Annotated in this window: 24 protein-coding genes; 18 read left to right on the top strand and 6 right to left on the bottom strand. The window is 59.2% G+C overall.

The genetic code is table 11. The features are described from left to right. Positions 1–19 precede the first annotated feature (19 nt). Positions 20–967, top strand: a complete 948-nt coding sequence (locus BLT55_RS01620) for a bestrophin family protein (protein WP_054999379.1) — start codon at positions 20–22, stop codon at positions 965–967. 46 nt (positions 968–1,013) lie between these two features. Here BLT55_RS01620 and BLT55_RS01615 read toward each other — a convergent pair whose 3' ends face one another. Beyond that, positions 1,014–1,931 (bottom strand): LysR substrate-binding domain-containing protein, encoded by a 918-nt coding sequence (locus BLT55_RS01615; RefSeq protein WP_054999418.1) that lies wholly within the window; start codon positions 1,929–1,931, stop codon positions 1,014–1,016. 186 nt (positions 1,932–2,117) lie between these two features. On the opposite strand from BLT55_RS01615, the gene BLT55_RS01610 reads away from it, so the two are divergent. From BLT55_RS01610 to BLT55_RS01570, 9 genes are all read left to right on the top strand, one after another. After that, positions 2,118–2,867 carry an SDR family NAD(P)-dependent oxidoreductase gene (locus BLT55_RS01610; RefSeq protein WP_007248459.1) on the top strand — a complete coding sequence of 250 codons (750 nt, stop codon included), beginning with the start codon at positions 2,118–2,120 and terminating at the stop codon, positions 2,865–2,867. 100 nt (positions 2,868–2,967) lie between these two features. After that, on the top strand, positions 2,968–4,269 hold the full coding sequence (locus BLT55_RS01605) for an MFS transporter (RefSeq protein WP_007248458.1): 1,302 nt from the start codon (positions 2,968–2,970) through the stop codon (positions 4,267–4,269). A gap of 18 nt (positions 4,270–4,287) precedes the next feature. Next, a complete protein-coding gene (locus tag BLT55_RS01600; protein WP_054999378.1) occupies positions 4,288–5,136 on the top strand; it encodes a transketolase in 849 nt (282 codons plus the stop codon). Continuing rightward, entirely contained in the window at positions 5,133–6,155 is a 1,023-nt protein-coding gene (locus BLT55_RS01595; protein ID WP_054999377.1) for a transketolase family protein, read from the top strand. The genes BLT55_RS01600 and BLT55_RS01595 overlap by 4 nt, the downstream gene beginning before the upstream one ends. Positions 6,156–6,203: 48 nt before the next feature. Beyond that, a complete protein-coding gene (locus BLT55_RS01590) occupies positions 6,204–7,154 on the top strand; it encodes an alpha/beta hydrolase (RefSeq protein WP_054999376.1) in 951 nt (316 codons plus the stop codon). 183 nt (positions 7,155–7,337) lie between these two features. Beyond that, positions 7,338–7,769 (top strand): hypothetical protein, encoded by a 432-nt coding sequence (locus BLT55_RS01585; protein ID WP_054999375.1) that lies wholly within the window; start codon positions 7,338–7,340, stop codon positions 7,767–7,769. Continuing rightward, positions 7,766–9,253 (top strand): ATPase domain-containing protein, encoded by a 1,488-nt coding sequence (locus BLT55_RS01580; protein ID WP_054999374.1) that lies wholly within the window; start codon positions 7,766–7,768, stop codon positions 9,251–9,253. The genes BLT55_RS01585 and BLT55_RS01580 overlap by 4 nt, the downstream gene beginning before the upstream one ends. Then, positions 9,250–10,308 (top strand): sensor histidine kinase, encoded by a 1,059-nt coding sequence (locus BLT55_RS01575; RefSeq protein WP_054999373.1) that lies wholly within the window; start codon positions 9,250–9,252, stop codon positions 10,306–10,308. The genes BLT55_RS01580 and BLT55_RS01575 overlap by 4 nt, the downstream gene beginning before the upstream one ends. Before the next feature lie 159 nt (positions 10,309–10,467). Continuing rightward, positions 10,468–10,632: a DUF2986 domain-containing protein gene (locus BLT55_RS01570; protein ID WP_074799877.1), complete on the top strand. Its 165-nt coding sequence runs from the start codon at positions 10,468–10,470 to the stop codon at positions 10,630–10,632. A gap of 154 nt (positions 10,633–10,786) precedes the next feature. Here BLT55_RS01570 and BLT55_RS33350 read toward each other — a convergent pair whose 3' ends face one another. Then, positions 10,787–11,029: a hypothetical protein gene (locus BLT55_RS33350; RefSeq protein ID WP_055001426.1), complete on the bottom strand. Its 243-nt coding sequence runs from the start codon at positions 11,027–11,029 to the stop codon at positions 10,787–10,789. Positions 11,030–11,359: 330 nt separating this feature from the next. Here BLT55_RS33350 and BLT55_RS01560 point away from each other — a divergent pair, with 330 nt between their 5' ends. Further along, on the top strand, positions 11,360–12,463 hold the full coding sequence (locus BLT55_RS01560; protein ID WP_004663854.1) for an IS5-like element ISPsy19 family transposase: 1,104 nt from the start codon (positions 11,360–11,362) through the stop codon (positions 12,461–12,463). Positions 12,464–12,479: 16 nt separating this feature from the next. Here the strand turns inward: BLT55_RS01560 and BLT55_RS01555 are convergent, their stop codons facing one another. The 3 genes from BLT55_RS01555 to hmpA all read right to left on the bottom strand — a co-directional run bounded on the left by BLT55_RS01555 (position 12,480) and on the right by hmpA (position 15,235). Then, positions 12,480–12,926: a GNAT family N-acetyltransferase gene (locus BLT55_RS01555; protein WP_054998909.1), complete on the bottom strand. Its 447-nt coding sequence runs from the start codon at positions 12,924–12,926 to the stop codon at positions 12,480–12,482. 279 nt (positions 12,927–13,205) lie between these two features. Continuing rightward, positions 13,206–13,832, bottom strand: coding sequence for a glutathione S-transferase family protein (locus BLT55_RS01550; RefSeq protein WP_054998908.1), 627 nt, complete (start codon positions 13,830–13,832; stop codon positions 13,206–13,208). A gap of 209 nt (positions 13,833–14,041) precedes the next feature. Then, complete coding sequence (gene hmpA / locus BLT55_RS01545; RefSeq protein ID WP_054998907.1) at positions 14,042–15,235, bottom strand: NO-inducible flavohemoprotein; 1,194 nt, start codon at positions 15,233–15,235, stop codon at positions 14,042–14,044. A gap of 417 nt (positions 15,236–15,652) precedes the next feature. Between hmpA and BLT55_RS01540 the strand changes: the two genes are divergently transcribed. Continuing rightward, complete coding sequence (locus BLT55_RS01540) at positions 15,653–17,074, top strand: sugar porter family MFS transporter (RefSeq protein WP_054999490.1); 1,422 nt, start codon at positions 15,653–15,655, stop codon at positions 17,072–17,074. 49 nt (positions 17,075–17,123) lie between these two features. Here BLT55_RS01540 and BLT55_RS01535 read toward each other — a convergent pair whose 3' ends face one another. Continuing rightward, the gene (locus BLT55_RS01535; RefSeq protein ID WP_054999479.1) at positions 17,124–17,744 is read right to left on the bottom strand and encodes a LysE family translocator; all 621 of its coding nucleotides are present in this window, start codon (positions 17,742–17,744) and stop codon (positions 17,124–17,126) included. A 178-nt stretch (positions 17,745–17,922) separates the two neighbouring features. On the opposite strand from BLT55_RS01535, the gene BLT55_RS01530 reads away from it, so the two are divergent. From BLT55_RS01530 to BLT55_RS01505, 6 genes are all read left to right on the top strand, one after another. Continuing rightward, positions 17,923–18,405 (top strand): Lrp/AsnC family transcriptional regulator, encoded by a 483-nt coding sequence (locus BLT55_RS01530; protein WP_054999480.1) that lies wholly within the window; start codon positions 17,923–17,925, stop codon positions 18,403–18,405. A 47-nt stretch (positions 18,406–18,452) separates the two neighbouring features. After that, complete coding sequence (locus tag BLT55_RS01525; protein ID WP_054999481.1) at positions 18,453–18,833, top strand: glyoxalase superfamily protein; 381 nt, start codon at positions 18,453–18,455, stop codon at positions 18,831–18,833. 250 nt (positions 18,834–19,083) lie between these two features. Further along, the gene (gene atzF, locus BLT55_RS01520; protein ID WP_054999482.1) at positions 19,084–20,889 is read left to right on the top strand and encodes an allophanate hydrolase; all 1,806 of its coding nucleotides are present in this window, start codon (positions 19,084–19,086) and stop codon (positions 20,887–20,889) included. Positions 20,890–20,903: 14 nt separating this feature from the next. Next, positions 20,904–22,013: a BMP family ABC transporter substrate-binding protein gene (locus BLT55_RS01515; protein ID WP_054999483.1), complete on the top strand. Its 1,110-nt coding sequence runs from the start codon at positions 20,904–20,906 to the stop codon at positions 22,011–22,013. A gap of 9 nt (positions 22,014–22,022) precedes the next feature. Continuing rightward, positions 22,023–23,135: an ABC transporter permease gene (locus BLT55_RS01510; protein WP_054999484.1), complete on the top strand. Its 1,113-nt coding sequence runs from the start codon at positions 22,023–22,025 to the stop codon at positions 23,133–23,135. Further along, positions 23,128–24,048: an ABC transporter permease gene (locus tag BLT55_RS01505; protein ID WP_054999485.1), complete on the top strand. Its 921-nt coding sequence runs from the start codon at positions 23,128–23,130 to the stop codon at positions 24,046–24,048. The genes BLT55_RS01510 and BLT55_RS01505 overlap by 8 nt, the downstream gene beginning before the upstream one ends. The last annotated feature ends 15 nt before the right edge of the window (positions 24,049–24,063 follow it).

Genomic DNA, 24,063 nt, shown 5'->3' with positions numbered 1-24,063 from the left:
CCCGCAAAGGAGTGCCGCAATGCCTGGTCCTTTTGAAAAGAAATGGCGGTGCATCAGCAGAACGGTTACTTACGTTGGCTGGTCGTTGTTCTGGCTATTGCTCTGGGACGTGGCCGTGACCCTCGACTTCATGCTGATACAAGGCACGGGTTTTATAGATCTTCCGCTGATGCCGCTGACCCTGCTGTGTTCTGCACTTATCGTGCTGATCAGCTTTCGCAACTCGAGCGCCTATAATCGCTGGTGGGAAGCACGCACCTTGTGGGGTGCAATGGTCAACAGCTCGCGCAGCTTCGGCCGCCAGGTGTTGACGCTGATCGAAAATGAGCGTGAGGACGGCGACAACCCGATCAAGGCCGTGCTGTTCAAACGTCACGTGGCCTACTTACGGGCGCTGCGCGCTCATCTGAAAGGCAACGTCGGCACGGCGCAGCTCGATGGCCTGCTGTCGCCAACCGAGATCCAGCAAGCGTCGCAAAGCAACAACTTCCCCAATGACATTCTGAACGGCTCCGCCGCCATCATTGCGCAAGAGTTTGCCGCCGGGCGCATCGACAGCATCCGTCTCGCCCGGCTGGAATCGACCATGGTCGAGCTATCCAACTGCCAGGGCGGCATGGAGCGAATCGCCAACACGCCGCTGCCCTACCCTTACGTCTATTTCCCAAGGCTGTTCAGTACCCTGTTCTGCATCATCATGCCGCTGAGCATGGTCACCACCTTGGGCTGGTTCACCCCGGCGATATCGACCGTGGTCGGCTGCATGCTGCTGGCGATGGACCGAATCGGTACCGACTTGCAGGCGCCCTTCGGCAACAGCCAGCACCGGATTCGCATGGAAGACCTGTGCAACACCATCGAAAAGAACCTGCGCTCGGTGTTAGATGCACCAGAAAAGCACAGACTGGTCATTGACTCGCAAGGCCCGGAAGGGGCTGCGTGGCAGATGCATCGACTGGCCGTTTGATGATCGCTTGGCTGTCTCGCGCTTGCAAAACGATAAGAACGGCGGCTCAAAACACAAATCCCTGCCCCAGCTCGCTCTCCATCCATTCGAGAAACCGTCTGACTCTGGGGAAGCTGGAATGGGCTTTGGGAAACACCAGATGATGCGCCGCAACCGGGGCAGTCAGCTCTTGGGGCGCGACTTCGACCAGTTCTCCGTTGGCCAGGTACTTTTGCGCCAGCAAGGTACTTTCCAACGCAAATCCCAAACCGTGACTGGCAGCTTCCAGCGTCATGTATGAACGGTCGAAACTCAGCGCGTACGGTTTTTCCGGGCGCGCCAGACCATGTCGGGCAAACCACTCGGGCCATTTCAGCAGGGTGGCTTCGGAGAGAATCAAATCGCGGTCGAGCAAGCCTGCGGCGCCATCCACCGGGCGGCGGGCCAGCAATTTTGGGGACGCCAGTACAGCGAACTTCTCGTCACGCAAGGTGCGAACTTCATAGCTCGGCCAGTTCGGCCTGCCATGACGAATATCGACGTCGATCTTGTCCCGGCTGAAATGCAGCGATTCATAAGAACATGACAGATTGATCTGGATATCCGGGTGGCTGACCCGAAATGCCTCCAGCCTTGGCATCAGCCAGAGCAGCCCGAAACTGGGAGCGGAATGCAGACGCAGGCAATCCAGGCTGACGTCACTGGTTGCACGCTCGGTGGCGACAGCCAGGCTGTGCAGCACTCCCGAGACGTCCTTCAGATACTGCTCGCCGATCGGCGTGAGCGTGACCCCGCGCGCCGCCCGGACGAACAGCTGCCGTCCGATCAATGCCTCCAGCCTGGCCAATTGATGACTGACGGCTGAAGGCGTCAGATCCAGCACTTCGGCTGCTCTGGCAAGGTTGCCAAAGCGCGCTGTCTGCTCGAAGGCTTGAAGCGCTTTCAGCGGTGGCAGGCTAAGAGGTGCATCGTCATCAGGTCGCATGGACGCTCCGATGTAAGCGTTTATTTGAATTTCGTGCATTCAACCACTCGCCTGCCAGATTGACGAGAGGTGAATTTTTTTCAGCATCCAGTGATTTTTGCAGCATTGCTCAGGGCCTGCACCGGGAACACTCTGAATCATCGATCACATGAATCGAGCCCATAAAAATAATCAGAGGAATCCCTCATGCTGCTTCAAGGCAAAATCGCAATCATCACAGGCGCAGCGTCGGAGCGCGGCATCGGCCGTGCGACTGCAGTCACGTTCGCTCAGCACGGTGCGCAAGTGGTGATCATTGATCTGGACGAGTCCGCCGCGCGCGACGCCGCCGCTGCACTGGGCGAAGGTCACCTGGGCCTGGCGGCCAACGTCGCCGACGAAAAACAGGTTCACGAAGCCGTCGCCAAGGTCATCGGGCACTTTGGCCGCATTGATATTCTGGTCAATAACGCGGGCATCACCCAGCCCATCAAGACCCTCGACATCCGGCCCTCCGATTACGACAAAGTGCTCGACGTCAGCCTGCGTGGCACTTTGCTCATGTCCCAAGCGGTGATCCCGACCATGCGCGCCCAATCCAGCGGCAGTATCGTGTGCATGTCCTCGGTTTCCGCCCAGCGTGGCGGGGGCATTTTCGGCGGCCCGCATTACAGCGCGGCGAAAGCGGGCGTTCTGGGTCTGGGCAAGGCGATGGCGCGGGAGTTCGGCCCCGATCAGGTCCGTGTCAATTCCATCGCTCCCGGCCTGATCCACACCGATATCACGGGCGGCCTGATGCAGGATGAGCGGCGCCACGCAATCATCGACGGCATCCCTCTGGGCCGGCTGGGCGCAGCGCAGGACGTGGCCAATGCCGCGCTGTTTCTGGCCAGCGACCTGTCGTCCTATCTCACCGGTGTCACGCTGGATGTGAATGGCGGCATGCTGATTCACTGACCACACGTGGGCGGGTCGGCAAGCGGCCCGTGTTTGTTCTGGATCGAAGGTCCGCCAGGCAGTTGTCTGGCGGTCTATAAAAACAAGAGATCAGACCATCATGATAACCACCATGACGCTCGACGCGGCTTCGACCACGCGCGCAAACGCCTACCGCAAGACCGCCTGGCGACTGATGCCGTTCCTGATGCTGTGCTATCTGTGCGCGTACCTGGACCGCGTCAACGTCGGCTTCGCCAAGTTACAGATGATGAATGACCTGTCTTTCAGTGAGACCGTCTATGGCCTCGGTGCCGGCATGTTCTTCATCGGCTATTTCCTCTGTGAAGTGCCCAGCAACCTGATTCTTCATCGCGTCGGCGCACGACGCTGGATCGCCCGCATCATGATCTCTTGGGGCATCATTTCCGCGCTCTTCGCCTTCGTCGAAACCGCCTGGCAGTTCTACGCCCTGCGCTTTCTGCTCGGGGTCGCGGAAGCCGGTCTGGCACCGGGTCTGCTGCTGTACCTGACGTACTGGTTCCCCTCCTATCGCCGCGCGCGCATGACCGTGCTGTGGTTCATCGCCATCCCGCTGTCCGGCATGATCGGCGGCCCGTTGTCAGGCTACATCATGACCCGCTTTGCCGGAGTTCATGGCTGGGCCGGCTGGCAATGGATGTTCGTTCTCGAAGCCATTCCCACCGTGATCGTCGGGTTGCTGGTGTTGAGCTACCTGAAGGACGGCGTGCATCAGGCGACCTGGCTTTCGGAGGATGAAAAAGCGCTGGTCAACAAGGAACTGGAAGAAGACAACAGTCAGAAGGTCGTGCACGCTTCAGTCGGTGCTTTCGTTCGCGATCGTCGACTGTGGTTGCTGGCATGCATCTACTTCTGCGTGGTGATGGGCCAGTATGCGATCACCTTCTGGCTGCCGACGCTGATTCGCAATGCGGGCGTCTCGGACCCGCTGCATATCGGCCTGATGACCAGCCTTCCCTACCTCTGCGCAATCGTCGTGATGCTGTTGATGGGACGCAGTGGCGACAAGCATCGCGAACGCAGATGGCACCTGGTCGGCCCGATGATCGCCGGTGCGCTGGGCCTGAGCCTGGCAGCGCTGTTCGGCGGCAATCTGCTGCTGTCAGTGCTGAGCCTGTGCCTCGCGGCGGCGGGCATTCTTTCTGCGTCCTCGATGTTCTGGATGCTGCCCACCACCCTGCTGGGCGGCGTTTCTGCTGCCGCCGGAATCGCCGGGATCAACAGCTTCGCCAATCTCGCGGGCTTCTGCTCACCTTACCTGATCGGCTGGATCACCACCCTGACCGGCTCAAGCGCCATCGGCATGTACCTGATCACCGGAGTGCTGTTCGTCGGCGCCTTTCTGGTACTGCGCATCCCTGCCGCCTCGGTCAATCGTTGAATCAACGGAGTCATCACCATGACAGCCAATACGCTATCTGCACCTTCCACCTCGCTGGCGCAGCGTGCTCACAACATCCGCCGACACGCGTTACGCATGGGCCAGGTTCAGGGCCAAGGGTACGTCGGGCAGGCATTGGGCGCGGCCGATCTGCTCGCTGTGTCCTACTTCCACGCCATGACCTACAAGCCGCAAGACCCTGAATGGGAACAGCGCGACCGTTTTTATCTGTCTATCGGCCACTACGCCATTGCGTTGTACGCAGCACTGATCGAAGCCGACATCATCCCGCTCGATGAGCTGGAAACCTACGGCTCGGATGACAGCCGCCTGCCCATGTCAGGCATGGCGACTTACACCCCGGGCATGGAAATCACCGGTGGCTCGCTGGGTCATGGCCTGGGCATTGCGGTTGGCGCGTGCCTGGGTTTGAAACGCAAAGCCTCCAGCGCCTTCGTCTACAACCTGCTGTCCGATGGCGAATTGAACGAAGGCTCTACCTGGGAGGCCGCCATGTCGGCCTCCCACTGGAAGCTGGATAACCTGATCGCGATCATCGATGTGAACAATCAACAGGCCGATGGCCACTCCAGTGAGGTGCTGGCGTTCGAACCGATCGTGGATCGCTGGCAGGCATTTGGCTGGTTCACCCAGCGGGTCGACGGCAACGACCTGAACGCATTGGTCTTGGCCTTCGACGCCGCTCGCCAACACGACGGCGCACAGCCAAGGGTGATCATTTGCGACACGAAAATGGGCAAGGGCGTGGCGTTTCTGGAAACCCGTGAGAAGACCCACTTCATCCGCGTCGACGAGCATGAATGGGACGTCGCGCTGAACAACCTCGACGAGGGAAAAACCGTATGAGCTCTGCCAATAATCATTCGACGCCAGCCTCGGGCGCCGTGAAGAAAAAACTCACGACCTCGGCAATGATTGCGTCCATCGCTTCTGAAGGCCAGGCCACGCGCTCAGCCCCGTTCGGCCATGCGCTGGCTGCACTGGCAGAACAACGCCAGGACATCGTCGGGCTGTCGGCTGACCTGTCGAAATACACCGACCTGCACATCTTCGCCAAGGCGCACCCTGAACGCTTCTATCAGATGGGCATGGCCGAGCAATTGTTGATGAGTGCGGCGGCAGGCATGGCACGGGAAGGCTTTGTGCCGTTCGCGACCACGTATGCCGTGTTCGCTTCCCGGCGCGCGTATGACTTCATCTGTATGGCGATTGCCGAGGACAACCTTAACGTCAAAATCGTCTGCGGCCTGCCAGGCCTTACTACCGGTTACGGCCCCAGCCATCAGGCGACTGATGACCTGGCGATCTTTCGCGCCATGCCCAATCTGATGATTGTCGACCCCTGCGACGCACTGGAAATCGAACAAGCCGTGCCCGCTATCGCCGCGCATCAGGGCCCGGTGTACATGCGTTTGTTGCGCGGCAACGTGCCACTGGTGCTGGATGAGTACGGCTACACATTCGAGATTGGCAAAGCCAAGACCCTGCGCACCGGCAATGAAGTGCTGATTATTTCCACCGGCCTGATGACCATGCGTGCGCTGGAAGCGGCCAAGGAACTCCAGGCCGACGGCGTCGATGTGGCGGTGCTGCATGTGCCGACCATCAAACCGCTGGATGAGCAGACCATCCTGGCCGAAGCTCGAAAACCGGGCCGGCTGGTGATCACCGCTGAAAACCACTCGATGATCGGCGGACTGGGCGAAGCCGTGGCCACACTGCTGCTGCGCAATGGCGTGACGCCTACCTTCAGGCAAATCGCGTTGCCGGACGCCTTTCTGGACGCCGGCGCGCTGCCTACACTGCATGACCGCTATGGCATTTCCACGCCTGCGGTCTGTCTGCAAATCAAGGCGTGGCTCTAAGCATTGAGATGCGCAGGGACGTCTATCCCTGCGCATCGGGGGTAACCATTGGACGCAAACGAATTGCTCGACCCGGCCTACCGCTCGTTTCTGGACGAGCCGGCAACTCGCTGGACGCATCAAACTCTTCCCGAGATCAGGACCCGCGTCAGCTCCACCTGGAAAACCGCAGCTACAACTCGACGCGAGGAGCACTGGACCACGGGAGAGCAAGCGCACCGCATCAGGCTATGTCTTTACCGGCCGGAGCTGCCGCTGGACTCTACATGCCTCCCGGCCGTCCTTTATATCCACGGGGGCGGCTTTGTTCTGGGCAGCCCGGAGATGGCTGATGATTACCTCGTAGCGCTGGCCAACGAGCTCAAGGCACTGATCGTCGCAGTCGATTACCGGCTGGCCCCAGAGCACCCCTTCCCGATTCCGCTAGAGGACTGTTACGCGGCTCTGGAATGGATATTCCACACAGGACGGATGCTGGGCATGGACACCCGCAACGTCGTGATCATGGGCCATAGCGCGGGCGGCGGACTGGCTGCTGCCGTTGCGATTCTTGCGAGAGACCGAGGAGCTCATAAAGTCGCAGGTCTGGTGTTGATCTATCCGATGCTGGATCATCGAACAGGCTTGACCGATTCACCACCTCCCAACCCGACCACCGGCACCTTCAGTTGGTCACGTCAGGCCAACCACTTTTGCTGGGAATGCCTGCGCGGTTGCTATGCGCTGGACGATGACCGGCGGGCATTGTTCTCGCCCGCGCTGGCCACTGATTTAAGTGGTCTGCCGCCCGCTTTTATCTGCGTCGGCGCACTGGATCTGTTTCTGGAAGAAGACCTCGCATTCGGCCTGACGCTGTCACGCTCGGGAGTGCCTGTGGAAATGCACGTCTACCCGGGTGTGCCACACATGTTCGACCAACTGACCGGGTGGCAGAGTGATCAGGCCGCACAGAATGTCTTACACGCCGTTTGCAGGATGATCGCCAGTAGAACTGACTGACGTTTTTTCCAGGCATCATGCGACTTTTGTACGATTTCAGAAAAGCAAGCCACTCAAATGACAACATTCTTGACGTCCCGGATGAAAGCCTTTCCGGGCGTGCACCACCTTTCCGCCGAAGGGGACTCTATCGTCGGTCATAGGGTGTACCATCACAGTCTGCTCATCACACATTAGTCAGCCATGTCCACGCTAGAAGAGAGCCGCCACATCGTAGCCTCTCTGGCGCTACGTATTGGCCCCACTGCCGATACTGCAAGGATCGCAGAGACTATTGTCTCGGTGTTGCAGGATGTCGACGCAGCCCTGACGCCAATCATTGGCCATCAAGGGGTAGTCGCGCTTTATCGCCGCAGTTTCCACCTGTGCGTCGCCGCTCATCCGCGCCTGGCCAATACTTACGTCAACGTTCACGCTGCGATGGACCCGGTCGCCCTCACCTCTGCACTCGTCGAGCAAAACGAAGCCGATGCATTGTTTTTCGGTGAAACATTACTGACTACGCTTTACGAGCTTCTGACCACGCTGATCGGGCCGTCGCTCACCGCGCGCTTGCTGCGTAGCGTATGGGAACCGTCCCTGAGCGACACCCCTCTGCAGGAAAATCCCCAATGAGCACCAAAGTGACTATCAACCGCTTGGCCACCGGTGTGCCAGGATTGGACGAGGTCCTCGGCGGTGGCTTGCCGGAGTTTTCGTTCAACCTGATCGCCGGTCCGCCCGGCTGTGGCAAGACCACCCTCGCCCATCAGATGATGTTTGCCCTGGCGACGCCGGAGCGCCCGGCGCTGTTTTTCACAGTGTTGGGTGAACCGCCGCTGAAAATGCTGCGCTATCAGCAGCAATTCGATTTCTTCGACAACGACGCGATCAACCAGTCGATTCGTTATGTAAACCTCGCCGACGATACGCTGGCCGGGGATCTGGACGAAGTGCTGCGACGTATCGTCAGCGAGGTGGAGACGCACTCCCCGGCGCTGGTGTTCGTCGACTCGTTCCGTTCGGTGGTGCTGGCCAGCCAGACCCGGGAAAACCCCAACAACAACTTGCCGCAGTTCGTGCAGCAGTTGGGCATGTTGATGACCACCTGGCAGGCGACCACCTTTCTGATTGGCGAGTATTTCAACGAAACCGACAGCAATCCGGTCTTCACTGTGGCCGATGGCCTGATCTGGCTGCGCCAGAGCGTTCAGCGCAACTCCATGGTGCGCAAGATGGAAATAATGAAAATGCGCGGCCAGCCGACGCTGCCCGGCCTGCACACCTTCCGCATCGCAACCTCAGGCATCAAGGTCTTTGCACCAGCAAGGCTCAACGCCGTTGAAAGGCCCCCGGAGTTTCCGGTCAAACGCCTGAAAATGGGCGTGCCACGCCTCGACGAAATGCTCGGCGGCGGCTTGCCTCATGGCTACTCGCTATTGGTCGCAGGGCAGTCGGGCTCGGGCAAAAGCATTCTGGCGGCGAGCTTTCTTGCAGAAGGTGCACGCAACGGTGAAACCGACGTGATCGCGGTGTTCGAGCAACGCCCCAATCACTTTCAGAACACCGCCCTCGCCAGCCTGATCCAGCAAGGCCAGGTCGGCCTGATCGACAACCGCGCCCCGGACCTGTCCATCGACGAAATCGTGCAACTGATCCTGGGCGAGATCACCCGGCTGAACGCCACCCGCGTGGTGATCGACTCACTGTCCGGGTTCGAACTGGCGCTGGCACCGACGTTTCGCGAAGACTTTCGCGAGTCGCTGTCGCGCATGGTCACGGCGCTCACCAGCGTGGGCGTCAGCGTGCTGCTCACCTCGGAACTGGAAGACCGCTACACCGACCTGCGCTTCAGCCCCTACGGCACGGCGTTCCTCACCGATGCCATCATCGTCCAGCGCTACATCGAAGTGGAAAGTCGTCTGCTGCGCATCATGGCTGTGGTCAAGATCAGAGCCAGTGCCCACTCCGATGAACTGCGTCAGTACTGCATCGACGATCACGGCATACACATCGGCGACCGGCTATCCAATCAGGAAGGTTTGCTGGGCGGGCGTCCTACCCGACAGAATTCTGATGCAGTCATCACGGGCGACAAGACGTCTGAGTCCGGCTCATGAGCGAAGCCAGTGGCAAGAAAGAACGTGAGATAGCCAATGCTGCCCACGAACTCTTCCTGCTTGGCCAAAAAACCGTTGAAGCGCGTGCCGTATTGGCTGCGTTGCAAAACCAGCTGAGTGAAGCCAGCAACCGGCTGGTGGATACCCAGCAGGTCGAACATGTCATAGAGGCCAACCAGCAACTGGTCCTCGCGGTACTTCTGGCGCAATCACACGCGGCAAGCGAGCCTTGTCTGAAGGAGCAGCGCCTGTATGAGGAGCTTCGCGAAGCCAATGCCCAACTGGTCATGGCTGCGCTGAGCGCCCAGGACCTGCAGGCCAGCGCCGAGCAGGCATTGATCCAGCAGAAAAGCGTCCTTGCCATGGTCGCTCACGAACTGCGCAACCCGTTGACCCCGATCAGCCTGATTGCCGAACGAATGGTCCGGCTGCCAAGCGACCAACTGCCGCGGATGCGTGAGCTGATCGAGAATCAGGTGCGGCATATCTCGCAACTGGTCGAAGACCTGCTCGATGTTTCCCGTGCCAGCACCGGCAAATTGCGAATAGATCGCTGTGACCTCGACATGATCCTCACCCTGAGAGAAGCCATTGAGGTTTGCCGCCCGGTGATCTCCAGGAAAAAACAGCACTTGGAGACGCACATTCCAGACGGCACGTTGATCCTCAATGGCGACCCGGTGCGCCTTGCCCAGATACTCAACAACTTGCTGGCCAACGCGACCAAATACACGCCGATCGACGGGACCATCACACTGTCGGCCAGCATTGATTCGGACGTCTTGGAAATACGTATTTCCGACGATGGCATCGGCATTTCGCCCAGCGTCCTGCCGTTCATCTTCAATCCCTACGTTCAGGACGAACACGCCATCGGCTTCAATGGCACCGGCCTGGGGATCGGCCTGACCGTGGTTCGCGAACTGGTCGAAGCACATGGCGGCAAGGTCACGGCCGCCAGCCAGGGTAACGGCATGGGCAGTGAGTTTCTGGTGACATTACCGTTATCACCATTGCCGGAAACAAGCCCTGACAAGCCTGAAAAACAAGACTGAAACTGCTCTGACTTTCGTGCCTGCGCTCCGGGCTCAGCGGATATTCATGTCGTTGACGCTCTGCGCCGCACAACCGAGATCGGAATGAGAGGCCGCGTGGGCGACTGGACGATATTCAAGCTGATATCATCGCTAAAACTGCAAGCCGGGTAGCCTGCTATGAATCGCCGCAAAAAAATACAGCAGTTGTTAAAAGCTCACGCCAAAAAAGCCAGCGCCAAACTGGCACCGGCGAGCAAATCAAAGTATGTAAGCAAGGCTGACCGGTTGAAGCAGGCGGCGGAGCTCTCCGGTCAAGACTCGGTTGTTTTAACTGAAAGCTAAACGACAGAATGCTCCGTGCAGCAAGACAGTTGTGGACAATCCGCAGCTGATAGTGAGCGAGGCTATTAGATCGCAGTTGAATCATGGCTTTTTCTGTACAGGAAAAAAGACCTTGAATTTCAAGGTCTTTTTTATCACTGGCCAGCCAATCGATTTAACCGCAGACCAGACCTCTTCCAACGATGAAACTGCATGGCGGATTGGCAGCAGCGGCGGCGGCCGCCGCTGCGGCTTCACGGTCGTCAGCCGAGCTCTGTGCACTGCCAGTCCCTGCCGAGGCTGAACCTGTGCCCGGGGATGAGATCGATCCTGAGTCCGCGAAAGCATTGCCAGCCAATGCGGCCAACGGAAACAAAGCAATGCAGACAGCGCGATTGAAGCGTTTGATTTTTTTCATTCAGGTCACCTTGAGGTTATGAATGGCACTTAAGCGTTTGCCATACACAGTGGCTAAGGGCATCCATTGCTTTTTTTGCGCTCCTTGTGTGCATGCGTGGTTTTTATAGGGCCTCCAGTTCCAAAGAAAGTCGAGCACACAGCGCCGTGACCTCCACAGGCACATAGTATTGTCTGCGCAAGCCCATCACGGCGTGGCCGCAACCTGCTGATTTGCAGCCTTTCGTCCCGGCTAGTGCGTTGCGTTGTCGTGTATTTTTCAGAGTTTCCCTAGAGGGTGTAGACAAAATAAATTAAACTTTCACTCCCTTGTCTGAATAGCCCTCAAGCCATGCCTAAAACCGGACGTCCTCGCTCGATTGCCGCCGAGCACTATCCCGTGCTGGTGAAACTCGCTCATGCACAGCCCTATTCCAGCCAGGCCGAATTGGCGCTCGTATTCTTCGCCGAAACCGGTATCACTGCGCATCCCGACACCTTTGCAAAAGCGTTGAAAATGGCAGGGATTACGCGTGTAAAGCAGCGGGCCAAGGGAAGTTTTCAGTCACCTGAACCTAATAAAGCCTATGGCTACAATGAAACCCACCGCCGCCAACTGCCGGAGCAGCTATATCCGAGTTGCTTGACAGATACCGAGTGGGCACTGGTCGCCGACCTGTTTGAAAGCCAGGGCGGACGAGGAGTGCCACCGCTTCACTCTCGGCGCACGTTGCTGGAAGCCTGTTGCTATGTCGTACGCACGGGGTGCTCATGGCGAATGCTACCCCGCGATTTTCCTCATTGGGACAATGTCTACAAAACGTTCCGCCGGTGGAGCGCTCAAGGCAAGTTCGAGCAAATGCATGATCGCTTGCGAGCTCAATGGCGTGAGCGGGAAGAACGCGCTGACAGCCCGTCAGCAGCGATCCTGGATTCACAGTCGACCCGCAGTTCTCCTCAAGGCGGTGACAGCGGCTACGACGCAGGCAAAAAAGTGAAGGGGCGTAAACGAAGTCTGATTGTCGATACATTGGGCCTGCTGCTGGCTGTCAGTATCAGTGCTGCAAGCGTGCAGGATCGTGACGCGGCGGATGATGCGGTGGCGTACTCGAAGGAAAAATATCCGTCACTGAGCACGCTTTTTGTTGATAGTGCGTACGCAGGAAAATGGGCACAGCGCACCCATCAACTGCACGCTATCGATGTTCAAGTGATCCGTGGCCCGAATAACAGAAGAACAGGGCAATGGCACTCTGAACAAGGCGATCTATTTTCCGTGGAGCCTGTTCAGACTGGATTTGTGGTCATGCCCAAGCGATGGGTAGTGGAGCGAACTCATGCCTGGAATGAGAGAGCTCGGCGACTGATCATGCATCATGATCGCCTTTTTGCGGTAAGCGAGGCATGGGTTTGGTTGGCCGAGGCTCGAATACTCGCGCGCCGACTCACTACATGATTTTGTCTACACCCTCCTAGGCATATTCGAGAAACTTAATGTAAGTCGCGTGTTTATCGTTCGTAAGTTGAAATCCGCAACGTAAGTAGAACTCGGCTCCGCTTGACGTATCAGTGAGAAGCCGCACGACACGAAACTGTTCAGCTGCGTGCTTAACCAGATGATTGACCAGAGCCTTTCCAATAGCCTGCCCTCTGAAGGCGCTGGCTACGTAAAGCCTGCGTAACCTGCCTACCTCACCCTCCGCAAACGGATCGCGTGAAAGACCGCCGATACCCACCAGACATCCGTTCAGAAATGCGGCCATCAGGCATTCACCTTTCGCATCAAACCGGTTTTTCCCGGACTCCCACTCGTCAACCAGTCGCGAAAGAAACCTGAAACCCTCAGCCGCAGCCTCTTTTTCCAGTATCAGAATCAGCGGTGGCAGATCAGTGACTTTACGGATCTCAACGTTCTTAATCTGATGACCTTTAGCTGAACGGATCGAGCTCAAATAGCGATGTAGGGCACTCGCAAGAAATGATCACGTGTACGAAGTCACTCGCTTCTGCCCGGAGGGCGTGGGAGTTTCAGGAGGTTACGACGGCTACGATGGGCTGCGAAGGAGCCCCAAAACCGGCCACCTCGATTGATGAAGTGTAAGGTCAGGCAACAAGAGAAAAACATCCCCTCAAGCCTGACCTGACTGCAAGCCTCCGGTACCAAGCCCCTCGGCAGCCATGATCAACACTTCGCCAGGTTACCTCGCAAACGAATACTCGCCACCCTGCTCCAGCGCCTTGCGATATGCAGGTCTGTCCTGAAGTCTTTGTACCCAGGCGGAGAGGTTCGGGTAGGGCTGGAGCATTCCTTGGGCTTTGGCGAATTCGCCGATAAAGCTCATCTGGATATCCGCGCCACTCAGCTCTTCTCCGAGCAGGTAGGGTGTCAGGCCCAAGGCGTCGTTCAGATAACTCAGGTAGTTCGCCAGTTCGGATTCGATACGCGGATGCAGCGGCGCGCCAGCGTCACCCAGGCGTCCGACATACAGGTTGAGCATCAGTGGCAGGATGGCCGAACCTTCAGCGAAGTGCAGCCATTGCACGTATTCGTCATAAGTAGCACTGGCCGGCTCCGGTTGCAGGCGGCCTTCGCCGTGGCGGCGAATCAAATAGTCGACAATGGCGCCGGACTCGATCAGCACGTGAGGGCCGTCTTCGATGACCGGCGATTTGCCCAGTGGATGGATGGCTTTGAGTTCGGGTGGCGCAAGGTTGGTTTGCGGATCGCGCTGGTAACGCTTGATCTCGTAGGGAATGTCGAGTTCTTCAAGAAGCCAGAGAATGCGCTGCGAGCGAGAGTTGTTGAGGTGGTGAACAGTGATCATGTAGGGCTCCGCTGGTCATGAGTGAGAGTCTAAGAAAAAGACTGCCCTGCTGCCGGGGAGTGCCCTGAAATGAATGCCATTCGATGAGCGTCCTGAAAAAATCAGGGCTTCATGGGCTTGTGTCGCTGCAGCTGCTGGATCGCCGCTAAACCTGGGGATGTGCTGCAGACCGCCGCCTGCAGCACTTGAAACCGTTCTACAAGGAGGACTTAGCCCAGCGCCTCCGCCGGTCCAAAGAACTCATAATGACTCTGATCCTTGGGTACACCCAGATCATCAAGCGCACGTTTCATGAACGCCATGAACGGTTTCGGCCCCAGAAAGTAAGCTTCGACATTACGGTCCACCGGCAGCCATTGTTGCAGGTGCTCAACCGATGGACGCCCTGCCACAAGCGGCGCCGGTGCACCGGCGGCTGCTTCGCTGTAGATCACATGCGCGGCAAATTGCGGATAACGTTCATGCCATTCATCCAGTGTGTTCTGAAACGCCTGCACGCTGGCATTGCGTGCGTAGTGGATGAACACCACGTGCCGGTCACCCTGTTCCAAAGCTGCTTCAGCCATGGCCAGCGTCGCCGTGATCCCCACACCACCGCTGATCAGGACCAGTGGTTTGTTGCCCTCGATCAGGGTGAATTCACCGGAAGGCGGGAACAGCTCGACGGTAGAGCCCACCGCGACCTGATCATGCAAGTAAGCAGAGGCGACGCCGCCTGGCTGACGCTTGACGCTGATGCGGTAGCTCGTCCCGTTGGCAGGCGCAGACAGCGAGTAATTTCTGCGAATTTCCCCTTCAGGGGTTTCCAGCTTCAGCCCGATGTACTGACCGGCCTTGTGCGCAATGACCGGCCGGCCATCGACAGGCTCCAGATAAAACGAGGTGATTTCAGCGCTTTCTGCAACCTTGCGCACCACCCGAAACAGACGCCCGCCTCGCCAGCCGCCCGGCGCAGCCTCGATGCTGTCGTAGGCGTCGCGCTCGGCGTTGATCAGAATGTCCGCCAGTTGCTGATAGGCCGCAGCCCAGGCATTGATCACCTCATCAGTCGCAACCTCTTCACCCAACACCTCACGGATGGCCCGCAACAGGCAAGTGCCGACAATCGGGTAGTGCTCGGGAAGAATTTGCAGCGCGACGTGTTTATTGACGATCCGAGAGGCCAGCGGGCCGAGGTTTTCCAGACGATCGATGTTGCGCGCGTACATCAGCACCGCGTTGGCCAGCGCTCGCGGCTGCGCGCCATTGGCCTGATTTGCCTGATTTGCCTGATTGAACAACGGACGTACGTCTGGATACTCATTGAGCATGATCCGGTAAAAATGCGTGGTCAGCGCTTCGCCACCCGTTTCAAGCACAGGCACCGTCGCTTTGATAATGGCATGTTCAGCTGCAGTCAGCATGGTCTACTCCAGAAATGATGATTTCACTGCTGGAGTCATAGCAACGCGCGTGCCAGATAAAAACCCTTATAAAACAAAGACTAATATTTAATAACAGTCAAAAAGACCCAGTCATAATGACTCTTATCCCAGCATTCGAGTCATTACGACCTCATCAAGCAGGCGTGGTCATTCGCCATCCGGACTCAGCACGAAACTGCCGGATATTTCCAATTCCGACCCCGGTTGCAGGGAACTAGCGCGGCTGACATCGCCCTAGGGAGGCGCTGATTTATTCGATTTTTCGTCCCTGCAACGCTCTGGAGGCCTTGATTTATCTGGGGGCAACAGCTGGGTTTTAGAATAAATCAGCGTCTCCCTAAGCCTCACATCTATGTACTGGCACGACGCTGGTTTCAAGCGAAGGACTTCAGATTCATGTCTTCAAGTAGCACCCCATCGGCGGCTGGCCAACAAGGCCGGCAAACTGTTTCAGCGAATCGACTTATCTTTATCTCCGTACTTGTGGCGACCATGGGCGCGCTCGCGTTCGGTTATGACACCGGGATTATCGCGGGCGCACTGCCGTTCATGACGCTGCCTGCCGATCAGGGCGGCCTGGGGCTGAATGCCTACAGCGAAGGGATGATCACAGCGTCACTGATCGTCGGCGCAGCCTTCGGCTCGCTGGCCAGCGGCTATATCTCCGACCGGTTCGGGCGGCGTCTGACCCTGCGTCTGCTGTCGGTATTGTTCATCGTCGGTGCGCTGGGCACGGCCATTGCTCCTTCCATTCCGTTCATGGTCGCTGCGCGCTTCCTGCTGGGTATCGCAGTGGGCGGCGGCTCGGCAACGGTGCCAGTGTTCATCGCAGAGATCGCCGGGCCGTCGCGTCGAGCGCGGCTGGTGAGCCGTAACGAGCTGATGATCGTCAGTGGCCAGCTGCTTGCCTACGTGCTCAGCGCGGTCATGGCTGCGTTGTTGCACACACCGGGCATCTGGCGTTACATGTTGGCCATCGCGATGGTGCCTGGCGTGTTGCTGCTGATCGGCACCTTCTTCGTACCGCCTTCGCCACGCTGGTTGGCGTCCAAAGGACGCTTTGACGAGGCGCAGGATGTGCTGGAGCAACTGCGCACCAACAAGGACGACGCGCAGCGTGAAGTCGACGAGATGAAAGCTCAGGACGAACAGGCTCGCCATCGTCCGAAGGCGAAGGATTTGCTGCGCCAGCGCTGGGTCATCAAGTTATTGCTGATCGGCATCGGTCTGGGCTTTACCGCGCAGCTCACGGGTGTGAACGCGTTCATGTATTACACGCCGATCATCCTCAAAAGCACCGGCATGGGCACCAACGCTGCGCTGACCGCCACCATCGGCAACGGCGTGGTGTCGGTCATCGCAACCCTGCTGGGGATCTGGGCCATTGGCCGTTACGGGCGTCGGCATTTGCTGATGACCGGTCTGGTGATCGTGATTCTGATGCAGGCAGCGCTCGGGGGCGTGCTGCAGTTCATGCCGCAGAACCTGACCCAGAGCTACACCGCCCTGGCCTGCATTCTAGTATTCCTGCTGTTCATGCAGATGTGCATCTCGCCGGTGTACTGGCTGCTGATGTCGGAGCTGTTTCCGATGCAAGTGCGCGGATTGCTGACCGGGACCGCCGTGTCGATGCAGTGGCTGTTCAACGCATCGGTGGCGTTCACCTTCCCGATTGCAGTCGATACCATCGGCAACCCGACGTTCTTCATCTTCGCGGCCATCAACGTTGGCTCACTGATCTTCGTGTTCTTGTGCCTGCCGGAAACCAAAGGCAAGTCGCTTGAACAGATCGAGAAGCATCTGAAGAAAGAGCTGTAACTTACAGCAACAGGATGAGGCCACTGACGGCCTCATCCGCCCCTCCAGCTCAGCGAACCAGCATGGACGCTGCCGCCGCGACCATGATCGCCGCCGCACCGCGAAACAGTTTTCTTTGCGCGCTCTCACTCGACAAAAAATGCCTGATGCGCAAAGCAGCGAAGATAAACACTGCGCCCACGGCCAGTAACACGATGACAGTCAGCGGCACCAGAACCAGCCCCCAGGTCTGCAAAGAGACCGTTTCCAGATTAATGACCAAGGGTAAAAGTGCCAGATAAAAGGCGATGGTCTTGGGGTTGCCCAATGTAATGGTCAGTCCGGATGCGGCCGCTGACAGTAATTCCTTTCTCTTCGCCGGTTTGCCCACCTCTATAGCCTGGTGATCTGCGAACCAGAACTGCCACGCCAGATAACACAGATAAATAGCAGCCCCCCAACGCACCACCTGAAACAATGCGTTGAAGTGCTCGGCGATCATCGCCAGCCCGAAGACAGCAAATGACAAGTAGGTCAGGTCACCCAGAATCAGCCCGGACAGCAGGCAAAAGCCTGACAGTGCACCACCGCTGACACTTCGTGCCACCAGTGCCGCCATACCGGGGCCTGGAATGGCTGCGGCAATGCCAAGGGCTGCCGAATAAGTAAGAACCTGGGTCAGGTCAAGCATGTCTCGCTCCTTGAAATACAACGATTACAACAGCTGGAAGTGGTTAAGACAGAGCTGTTTTCCAAGCTGCTGCCTAAAAAATGCTACGCCCTTCCATCAGGAAAAAATCACCTACTATGGCCGGCAGTGCAGGCAAAGCCGGTAGAATTTTCCCCCAGGCTATCGATCAAGGGTATTTATGACCACGCAAACATTGAACCCTGTTGATATAAAGATCCTCACGGCATTGCAGCAGGACGGCCGGATCACCAATCAGACACTGGCCGACCAGATAGGCATGTCTGCTTCGCCTTGCTGGCGACGGGTGAAGCAGCTGGAAGAACACCGTTATATCCAGAGCTACAAAGCGGTGCTGGACCGGCGAAAGATTGGTCTGGGTGTCATGGTGTTTATCCGCGTCAGCATTGATCGTCACAGCGAGGCCGAAGCCAGAAAGTTCGAGCAAGAGGTCATGCAACTGGAAGATGTCGTGGCGTGCTACAGCATCGGTGGCGATGCCGATTTTTTGCTTCAGGTCGTGGCACGCGATCTGGATTCGTTCGCCGATTTTGCGATGACGGTGGTCAGACGATTACCCGGCATCAAGGAAATGCAGAGCATGTTCGTCTTGAAAGAAATAAAGCCTTTCGTTTCATTCCCGGTAAAACAGCCAGCGCTGTGATGGCCGGGTTTCTGCAATGATGCCCCTCAATCAATAAAGGAATAGCAATGTCCGCAACCGAACCAGCCCCCGTCACTTTCAGCAGCGCCATCCCGATCCTGCGGATGTTCGATGAACGCAAAGCGCGTGAGTTCTATCTGGACTTTCTCGGCTTCAGCGTGGAGTTCGAGCACCGCTTCGAGGCTGATTTGCCGTTGTACCTGGGGATCAGCCGCAACGGGCTGCATGTGCATCTGTCCGAGCACCACGGCGATGCATGTCCGGGGGCGGCGGTGTTTATTCCCACTCAGAACATCGAGCAATTGCGCGATGAGCTGATCGGCAAGCAATACGGCTATGCGCGACCTGGCATCGTTCAGCAAGGCTGGGGACACGTTCTGGAAGTCTGTGACCCGTTCGGCAACCGGATCAGGTTCTGCCAGAGCTGAAAAGCGGGCCCAAGCGCCAGCCGGATACCGATGAACCCGGCAATCCGGCCGACGCTGCCCTTCCCGATGACAGACCTTGCGTGACCCATTGTTGGGCAAGCTGGCGACGCCAGGCGCGGAGATGACGCATCCCCTGTCGGCAAGAACCAGGCGAATTGCCTCTCATCCCTTGTAAATGCGGGTCGAGGCAACATTGGCCCATTAAGTGCACTGGTGCTGATTCATCTTGTATACATGAATGAACACCACCATGACCGCACTCGATATTTGCGAATTACAGTCGGCTCTACGCTCGGGTCAACTGACCCTGACAGCGTTGGTCCACACCCTGACGGCGCACATAGATGCGGATGATCGGCCGGAAGTCTGGATTCATCGTGTGCCCGTGGCGGACCTGCTTGAACGAGTCGCGGTGCTGGAACGCATCGCCGCAGAGCTGGGCGACGCGGTTTACGCGCACCTGCCGCTGTTCGGCGTACCGTTTGCGGTCAAGGACAATTTCGACGTGGCGGGGATGCCGACCACCGCAGCGTGCCCGGCCTTCGCCTATGTGGCCGACGAACACGCTCATGTGGTGCAACGACTGCTCGACAGCGGCGCGCTGCTGATCGGCAAAACCAATCTCGATCAGTTTGCGACCGGTCTGGTGGGCGTTCGCTCGCCCTATGGCGCGGTGCGCAATGCCCATGATCCGGCTTATGTCAGCGGCGGCTCCAGTTCGGGATCGGCTGTGGCGGTGGCGCGCGGTTACGTCAGTTTTGCATTGGGCACCGACACGGCAGGTTCGGGAAGAGTGCCGGCCGGTTTCAACGGTATCGTCGGGCTCAAGCCCAGCCTCGGGCTGTTCAGCAACCGAGGCGTTTTGCCCGCCTGCCGCACGCTGGACTGCCCGTCGATATTCGCCAGGGACGTGAAGCAAGCCTGGCAAATCACGCACGTCATGGCGGATTATGACGCGCTGGACCCTGCCAGTGTGGCGGTAGCAGCGCTGCCGGTGCAGCGACGGGCGCGGCGTGTCGCGGTGGCGAAGCGCTGCGAATTCTTCGGTGACAAGCAGGCGCAGGCGGCCTATGTAAAAGCACTGGAGGCCCTGCAAAGCGATCCTCTGGTGACCCTCACATCTATCGACTTCGAGGTCTTCGCCGAGGCGGCAGCGTTGCTGTACCAAGGGCCGTGGGTCGCAGAACGCCGGGCGGCGATTGGCAGGTTCTTCGACACCAACGCCGGCGATATCCACTCTGTAGTGCGGGGCATCGTACAGAGTGCGGCGTCTTTCGATGCCGTGGACACCTTCAACGCCCGTTACCGCCTGGCAGAACTGACCCGCGCAGCGCAGCAATTGCTGGCGGACGTCGATGTGCTGGTGGTGCCGACCGCGCCATGCATGCCGACCATCGATGCGGTGCTGAAAAATCCGATCGAACTCAATTCGCAACTCGGTTATTACACCAACTTCGTCAACCTGATGAACCTGTGCGCCATCGCCATCCCGGCAATCGCGCGGGCTGACGGGCTGCCTGCGGGCATTACGCTGATCGGGCCGGCGGGTGCCGACCAGCGACTGGCAGAAATCGCCGCCGCCTGGCAACCGCTGTTCGGCCAGCCAGACCAGCGTGACGCCATTGCGATGACGCCCCTGCCCTGCGACAGCCCGACCGTCCAGGTTGCGGTGGTCGGCGCGCACCTGGTCGGTCAGCCGCTCAATTGGCAACTGCTCGAAGGCGGCGCTCGCTTGCTGCGCACCACGACCACCAGCGCGGACTACCGTTTATATGCCCTGGCAGAAACCTCTCCGCCAAAACCGGGACTGGTGCGCGTGCCTGCCGACGGCACGAATATCGAAATCGAGGTCTGGGAAATGCCGTTGAGCCAGTTCGGGGCCTTCGTCGCCGCGATTCCCGCGCCACTGGGCATCGGCTCCCTGCAATTGGCCGACGGCCAGTGGGTCAAGGGTTTCATCTGTGAGCATGGCGGCCTTGACGGCGCGCTGGACATCACCCGGTACAAAGGCTGGCGCGCCTACCGCGCCGCGCACACATCTTCCATCGCTCATTGATCAGGGGTAGCACCATGTCGAACGTTGATCGTCGCAGTTTCATCAAGTTGGCGGGCATTATCGGCCTGAGCGCGGCGCTGCCTTTTGGTCGCGCCTACTCGGCCGACGCACCGCTGGTGGTGGGTTTTATCTACGTCGGGGCTCGCGACGACTTTGGTTACAACCAGGCCCACGCCCAGGCTGCCGCCATCATCAAGACGCTGCCCAACGTCAAAGTCATCGAAGAAGAAAACGTCCCGGAAACCGTTGCCGTGCAGAAGACCATGGAAGCCATGATCCGTCAGGACGGCGCCACACTGATTTTCCCGACCTCGTTCGGCTACTTCGAACCGCATGTAGTCAAGGTCGCCAAGAAGTACCCGGACGTGCGTTTCGCGCACTGCGGCGGCCTCTGGCAGCAAGGTAAGGACCCGATGAACGCAGGCAGCTTTTTCGGTTACATCGACGAGGCGCAATACCTCAACGGCGTGATCGCCGGGCACATGAGCAAGAGCAAAAAACTCGGGTTTGTGGCCGCCAAACCCGTGCCGCAAGTGCTACGCAACCTCAATGCCTTTGCCATGGGTGCGCGCTCGGTAGACCCGAGCATCGTCACCACGGTGATTTTCACTGGCGACTGGTCGTTGCCGGTCAAGGAAGCCGAAGCCGCCAACGGCCTGATCGATCAAGGCTGTGATGTGCTGACCTGCCATGTCGATGGGCCGAAAGTGATTGTCGAGACTGCCGAGAAGCGCGGCGTCATGACCTGCGGCTATCACGCCAGCCAGGCGGCGCTGGCGCCCAAAGGCTACCTGACCGGGGCCGAATGGAATTGGGAAACACCGTATCGCGCGCACGTCGCGGCAGCCCAGAGCGGCGCGCCGATGATCAACTTCCTGCGCGGCGGGCTCAAGGAAGGCTTCGTCAAGACGTCTGCCTACGGCCCCGCCGTCACCGCAGCCGCGAAGCAACAGGCGGATGCCATCAAAGCCCGGATGCTCGCAGGTCAGTTCGTGATTTTCAAAGGCCCGCTCAAGGACAATAAAGGCGCTGTGGTGATTGCCGATGGCGTGGCGCAAACCCAGACCGACATTGCCCTGGAGAGCATGAATTATCTGGTCGAAGGCGTGCTTGGCCAGCTCTGAGGAACGTTCATGAGTTCATCCATGGGTCTGCGCCGTTTCGCCAGCGCACTATTGCCGGGGCTGCCTACGCTGCTGGCGGTGTTTTCCTCGTGCGTGCTGTTCGGGCTGTTTCTGGCGGTTCAGGGCAAGCCCGCCTGGCAGGCGCTGCAACTGGTCGGCGAAGGCGCGTTCGGCTCGTGGTTCGCGCTGGAAAACACCTTGCAACGCGCCGCACCACTGATGTTGACCGCGCTGTGCGTGGCCCTGCCTGCTCGCGCCGGGCTGATCATCATCGGCGGCGAAGGTGCGCTGGTGCTCGGCGGGCTGGCGGCGGCCGTGACGCCGTTATGGCTGGGCCACCTGCCTGCCGCAGTGATGCTGGGCGGTATGGCGCTGGCGGCCATGACCGTGGGCGCACTGTGGATCGGCCTGAGCGGCTGGATGCGCCAGCGCCGTGGGGTCAACGAGACCATCAGCAGCCTGCTGCTTTCCTACATCGCGCTGGCGCTGTTCAGGCAACTGGTGGAAGGGCCGTTGCGCGATCCGGCCAGCCTGAACAAACCCTCTACTCCGCCGCTGGACGATGCCTATCTGGTCGGCACCCTCAGTGACGGTTTTGAAGTGCATTGGGGGCTGGTGGCGGGCGTCGTCGCCTGTCTGCTGGCGTATGTGCTGGTGCGCCACAGCGTCAAGGGCTTTGCCCTCGCGGTGGTCGGCGGCAATGTGCGCACCGCCCTGATGATCGGCTTGCCGGTGGACCGCCTGATCCTGCTCAGTTGCCTGCTCGGCGGCGCGGCGGCAGGTCTGGCCGGCATGTTCGAGGTCACGGCGGTGCAAGGCAGCGCAAATGCCGCACTGATAGCGGGCTACGGCACCAGCGGCATTCTCGTTGCCTTCGCCGCTCGCCATCATCCGCTGGCGATTATCGTCTGCGCCATTTTGCTTGGCGGGCTGGAAGCCAGCGGCGGACTGCTGCAACGGCGGCTCGGTCTGCCAGATGCGACCACGCTGATTCTGGAAGGACTGCTGTTCACTAACCTGCTGCTCTGGGAGGCCTTGGGCGGACGCATCGCCGCCTGGAAAATCAGGCTGACGACGCCGCTTGCGCCAGTCGATGATAAAGGAGCGATACACCATGGCTGATATCGACCTGGGCACCTTTCTGCTCGCGCTGCTGGCCGGCGCGATCCGCGTCGGCACGCCGTTTCTGTTCGTCAGTCTAGGCGAGTGCCTGACCGAGAAAAGCGGGCGCATCAACCTCGGGCTGGAAGGCATTCTGGTTGCCGGGGCGATGTCCGGCTATGCCGTGGCGTGCCTGAGTGGCTCAGCCTGGCTGGGCGTCGGCGCGGCCGCCGGGGTCGGAATTCTGCTCGGTCTGTTGCACGGCCTGGCCTGCTCGCTGCCGCGGGTCAACGACATCGCGTTCGGCATCGCGCTGATTCTGCTTGGCACCGGGCTGGCGTTTTTTCTCGGTAAGGCCTTTATCCAGCCGCAAGCACCGATGCTGCCTTCGCTGGCCCTGGGAGCCTGGAGCGACGAGGAACGCGTGCGTTCGGCGCTGAACATCAACGTGCTGTTCTTCGTCGGCGCAGCCCTGGCGTTCGTCCTGCATTGGGGGCTGCGCACCACCCGTTGGGGGCTGATGCTGCGGCTGGTCGGCGACCATGCCGAAACCGCCCAGGCGCTGGGCTATAAACCCCTGACGGTGCGCATCGTGACCACCGCTGTCGGCGGCGGGCTGGCGGGGATCGGCGGGGCCTACCTGTCGCTTTATTACCCCGGCAGCTGGAATGAAGGCTTGTCCAGCGGCCAGGGCCTGATGGCCGTTGCACTGGTGATTTTCGCCCGCTGGCGCCCGTTGACCTGTCTCTGGGCCTCGCTGCTGTTCGGTGCCGCTGGCGCCATCGGCCCGGCGCTTCAGGCGGTGGGCATCAGCGCCGGTTACTACCTGTTTGCAGCCGCGCCCTATGCCCTGACGCTGGTGGTGATGTACGCCACTTGCCGCCGTGGCCGCACGTTGAACGGCGCGCCGGGCGAACTCAGCCTGACGCGATGAACTGATCTTTTCGAG

The sequence above is a fragment of the Pseudomonas cannabina genome (assembly GCF_900100365.1).
Classification (GTDB): Bacteria; Pseudomonadota; Gammaproteobacteria; order Pseudomonadales; family Pseudomonadaceae; genus Aquipseudomonas; species Aquipseudomonas cannabina.
This window is presented reverse-complemented; position numbering and strand designations above follow the sequence as displayed.

Excerpts from the sequence above, each read along its gene's own strand:
- BLT55_RS01580 (WP_054999374.1), top strand. The coding sequence starts at position 7,766 with ATGAGCACCAAAGTGACTATCAACCGCTTGGCCACCGGTGTGCCAGGA.
- BLT55_RS01530 (WP_054999480.1), top strand. The coding sequence starts at position 17,923 with ATGACCACGCAAACATTGAACCCTGTTGATATAAAGATCCTCACGGCA.
- BLT55_RS01610 (WP_007248459.1), top strand. The coding sequence starts at position 2,118 with ATGCTGCTTCAAGGCAAAATCGCAATCATCACAGGCGCAGCGTCGGAG.
- BLT55_RS01535 (WP_054999479.1), bottom strand. The coding sequence starts at position 17,744 with ATGCTTGACCTGACCCAGGTTCTTACTTATTCGGCAGCCCTTGGCATT.
- BLT55_RS01570 (WP_074799877.1), top strand. The coding sequence starts at position 10,468 with ATGAATCGCCGCAAAAAAATACAGCAGTTGTTAAAAGCTCACGCCAAA.
- BLT55_RS01515 (WP_054999483.1), top strand. The coding sequence starts at position 20,904 with ATGTCGAACGTTGATCGTCGCAGTTTCATCAAGTTGGCGGGCATTATC.
- BLT55_RS33350 (WP_055001426.1), bottom strand. The coding sequence starts at position 11,029 with ATGAAAAAAATCAAACGCTTCAATCGCGCTGTCTGCATTGCTTTGTTT.
- BLT55_RS01550 (WP_054998908.1), bottom strand. The coding sequence starts at position 13,832 with ATGATCACTGTTCACCACCTCAACAACTCTCGCTCGCAGCGCATTCTC.
- BLT55_RS01585 (WP_054999375.1), top strand. The coding sequence starts at position 7,338 with ATGTCCACGCTAGAAGAGAGCCGCCACATCGTAGCCTCTCTGGCGCTA.
- BLT55_RS01615 (WP_054999418.1), bottom strand. The coding sequence starts at position 1,931 with ATGCGACCTGATGACGATGCACCTCTTAGCCTGCCACCGCTGAAAGCG.
- BLT55_RS01560 (WP_004663854.1), top strand. The coding sequence starts at position 11,360 with ATGCCTAAAACCGGACGTCCTCGCTCGATTGCCGCCGAGCACTATCCC.
- BLT55_RS01595 (WP_054999377.1), top strand. The coding sequence starts at position 5,133 with ATGAGCTCTGCCAATAATCATTCGACGCCAGCCTCGGGCGCCGTGAAG.
- BLT55_RS01575 (WP_054999373.1), top strand. The coding sequence starts at position 9,250 with ATGAGCGAAGCCAGTGGCAAGAAAGAACGTGAGATAGCCAATGCTGCC.
- BLT55_RS01605 (WP_007248458.1), top strand. The coding sequence starts at position 2,968 with ATGATAACCACCATGACGCTCGACGCGGCTTCGACCACGCGCGCAAAC.
- BLT55_RS01525 (WP_054999481.1), top strand. The coding sequence starts at position 18,453 with ATGTCCGCAACCGAACCAGCCCCCGTCACTTTCAGCAGCGCCATCCCG.
- BLT55_RS01540 (WP_054999490.1), top strand. The coding sequence starts at position 15,653 with ATGTCTTCAAGTAGCACCCCATCGGCGGCTGGCCAACAAGGCCGGCAA.
- BLT55_RS01505 (WP_054999485.1), top strand. The coding sequence starts at position 23,128 with ATGGCTGATATCGACCTGGGCACCTTTCTGCTCGCGCTGCTGGCCGGC.
- hmpA (WP_054998907.1), bottom strand. The coding sequence starts at position 15,235 with ATGCTGACTGCAGCTGAACATGCCATTATCAAAGCGACGGTGCCTGTG.
- atzF (WP_054999482.1), top strand. The coding sequence starts at position 19,084 with ATGACCGCACTCGATATTTGCGAATTACAGTCGGCTCTACGCTCGGGT.
- BLT55_RS01600 (WP_054999378.1), top strand. The coding sequence starts at position 4,288 with ATGACAGCCAATACGCTATCTGCACCTTCCACCTCGCTGGCGCAGCGT.
- BLT55_RS01620 (WP_054999379.1), top strand. The coding sequence starts at position 20 with ATGCCTGGTCCTTTTGAAAAGAAATGGCGGTGCATCAGCAGAACGGTT.
- BLT55_RS01510 (WP_054999484.1), top strand. The coding sequence starts at position 22,023 with ATGAGTTCATCCATGGGTCTGCGCCGTTTCGCCAGCGCACTATTGCCG.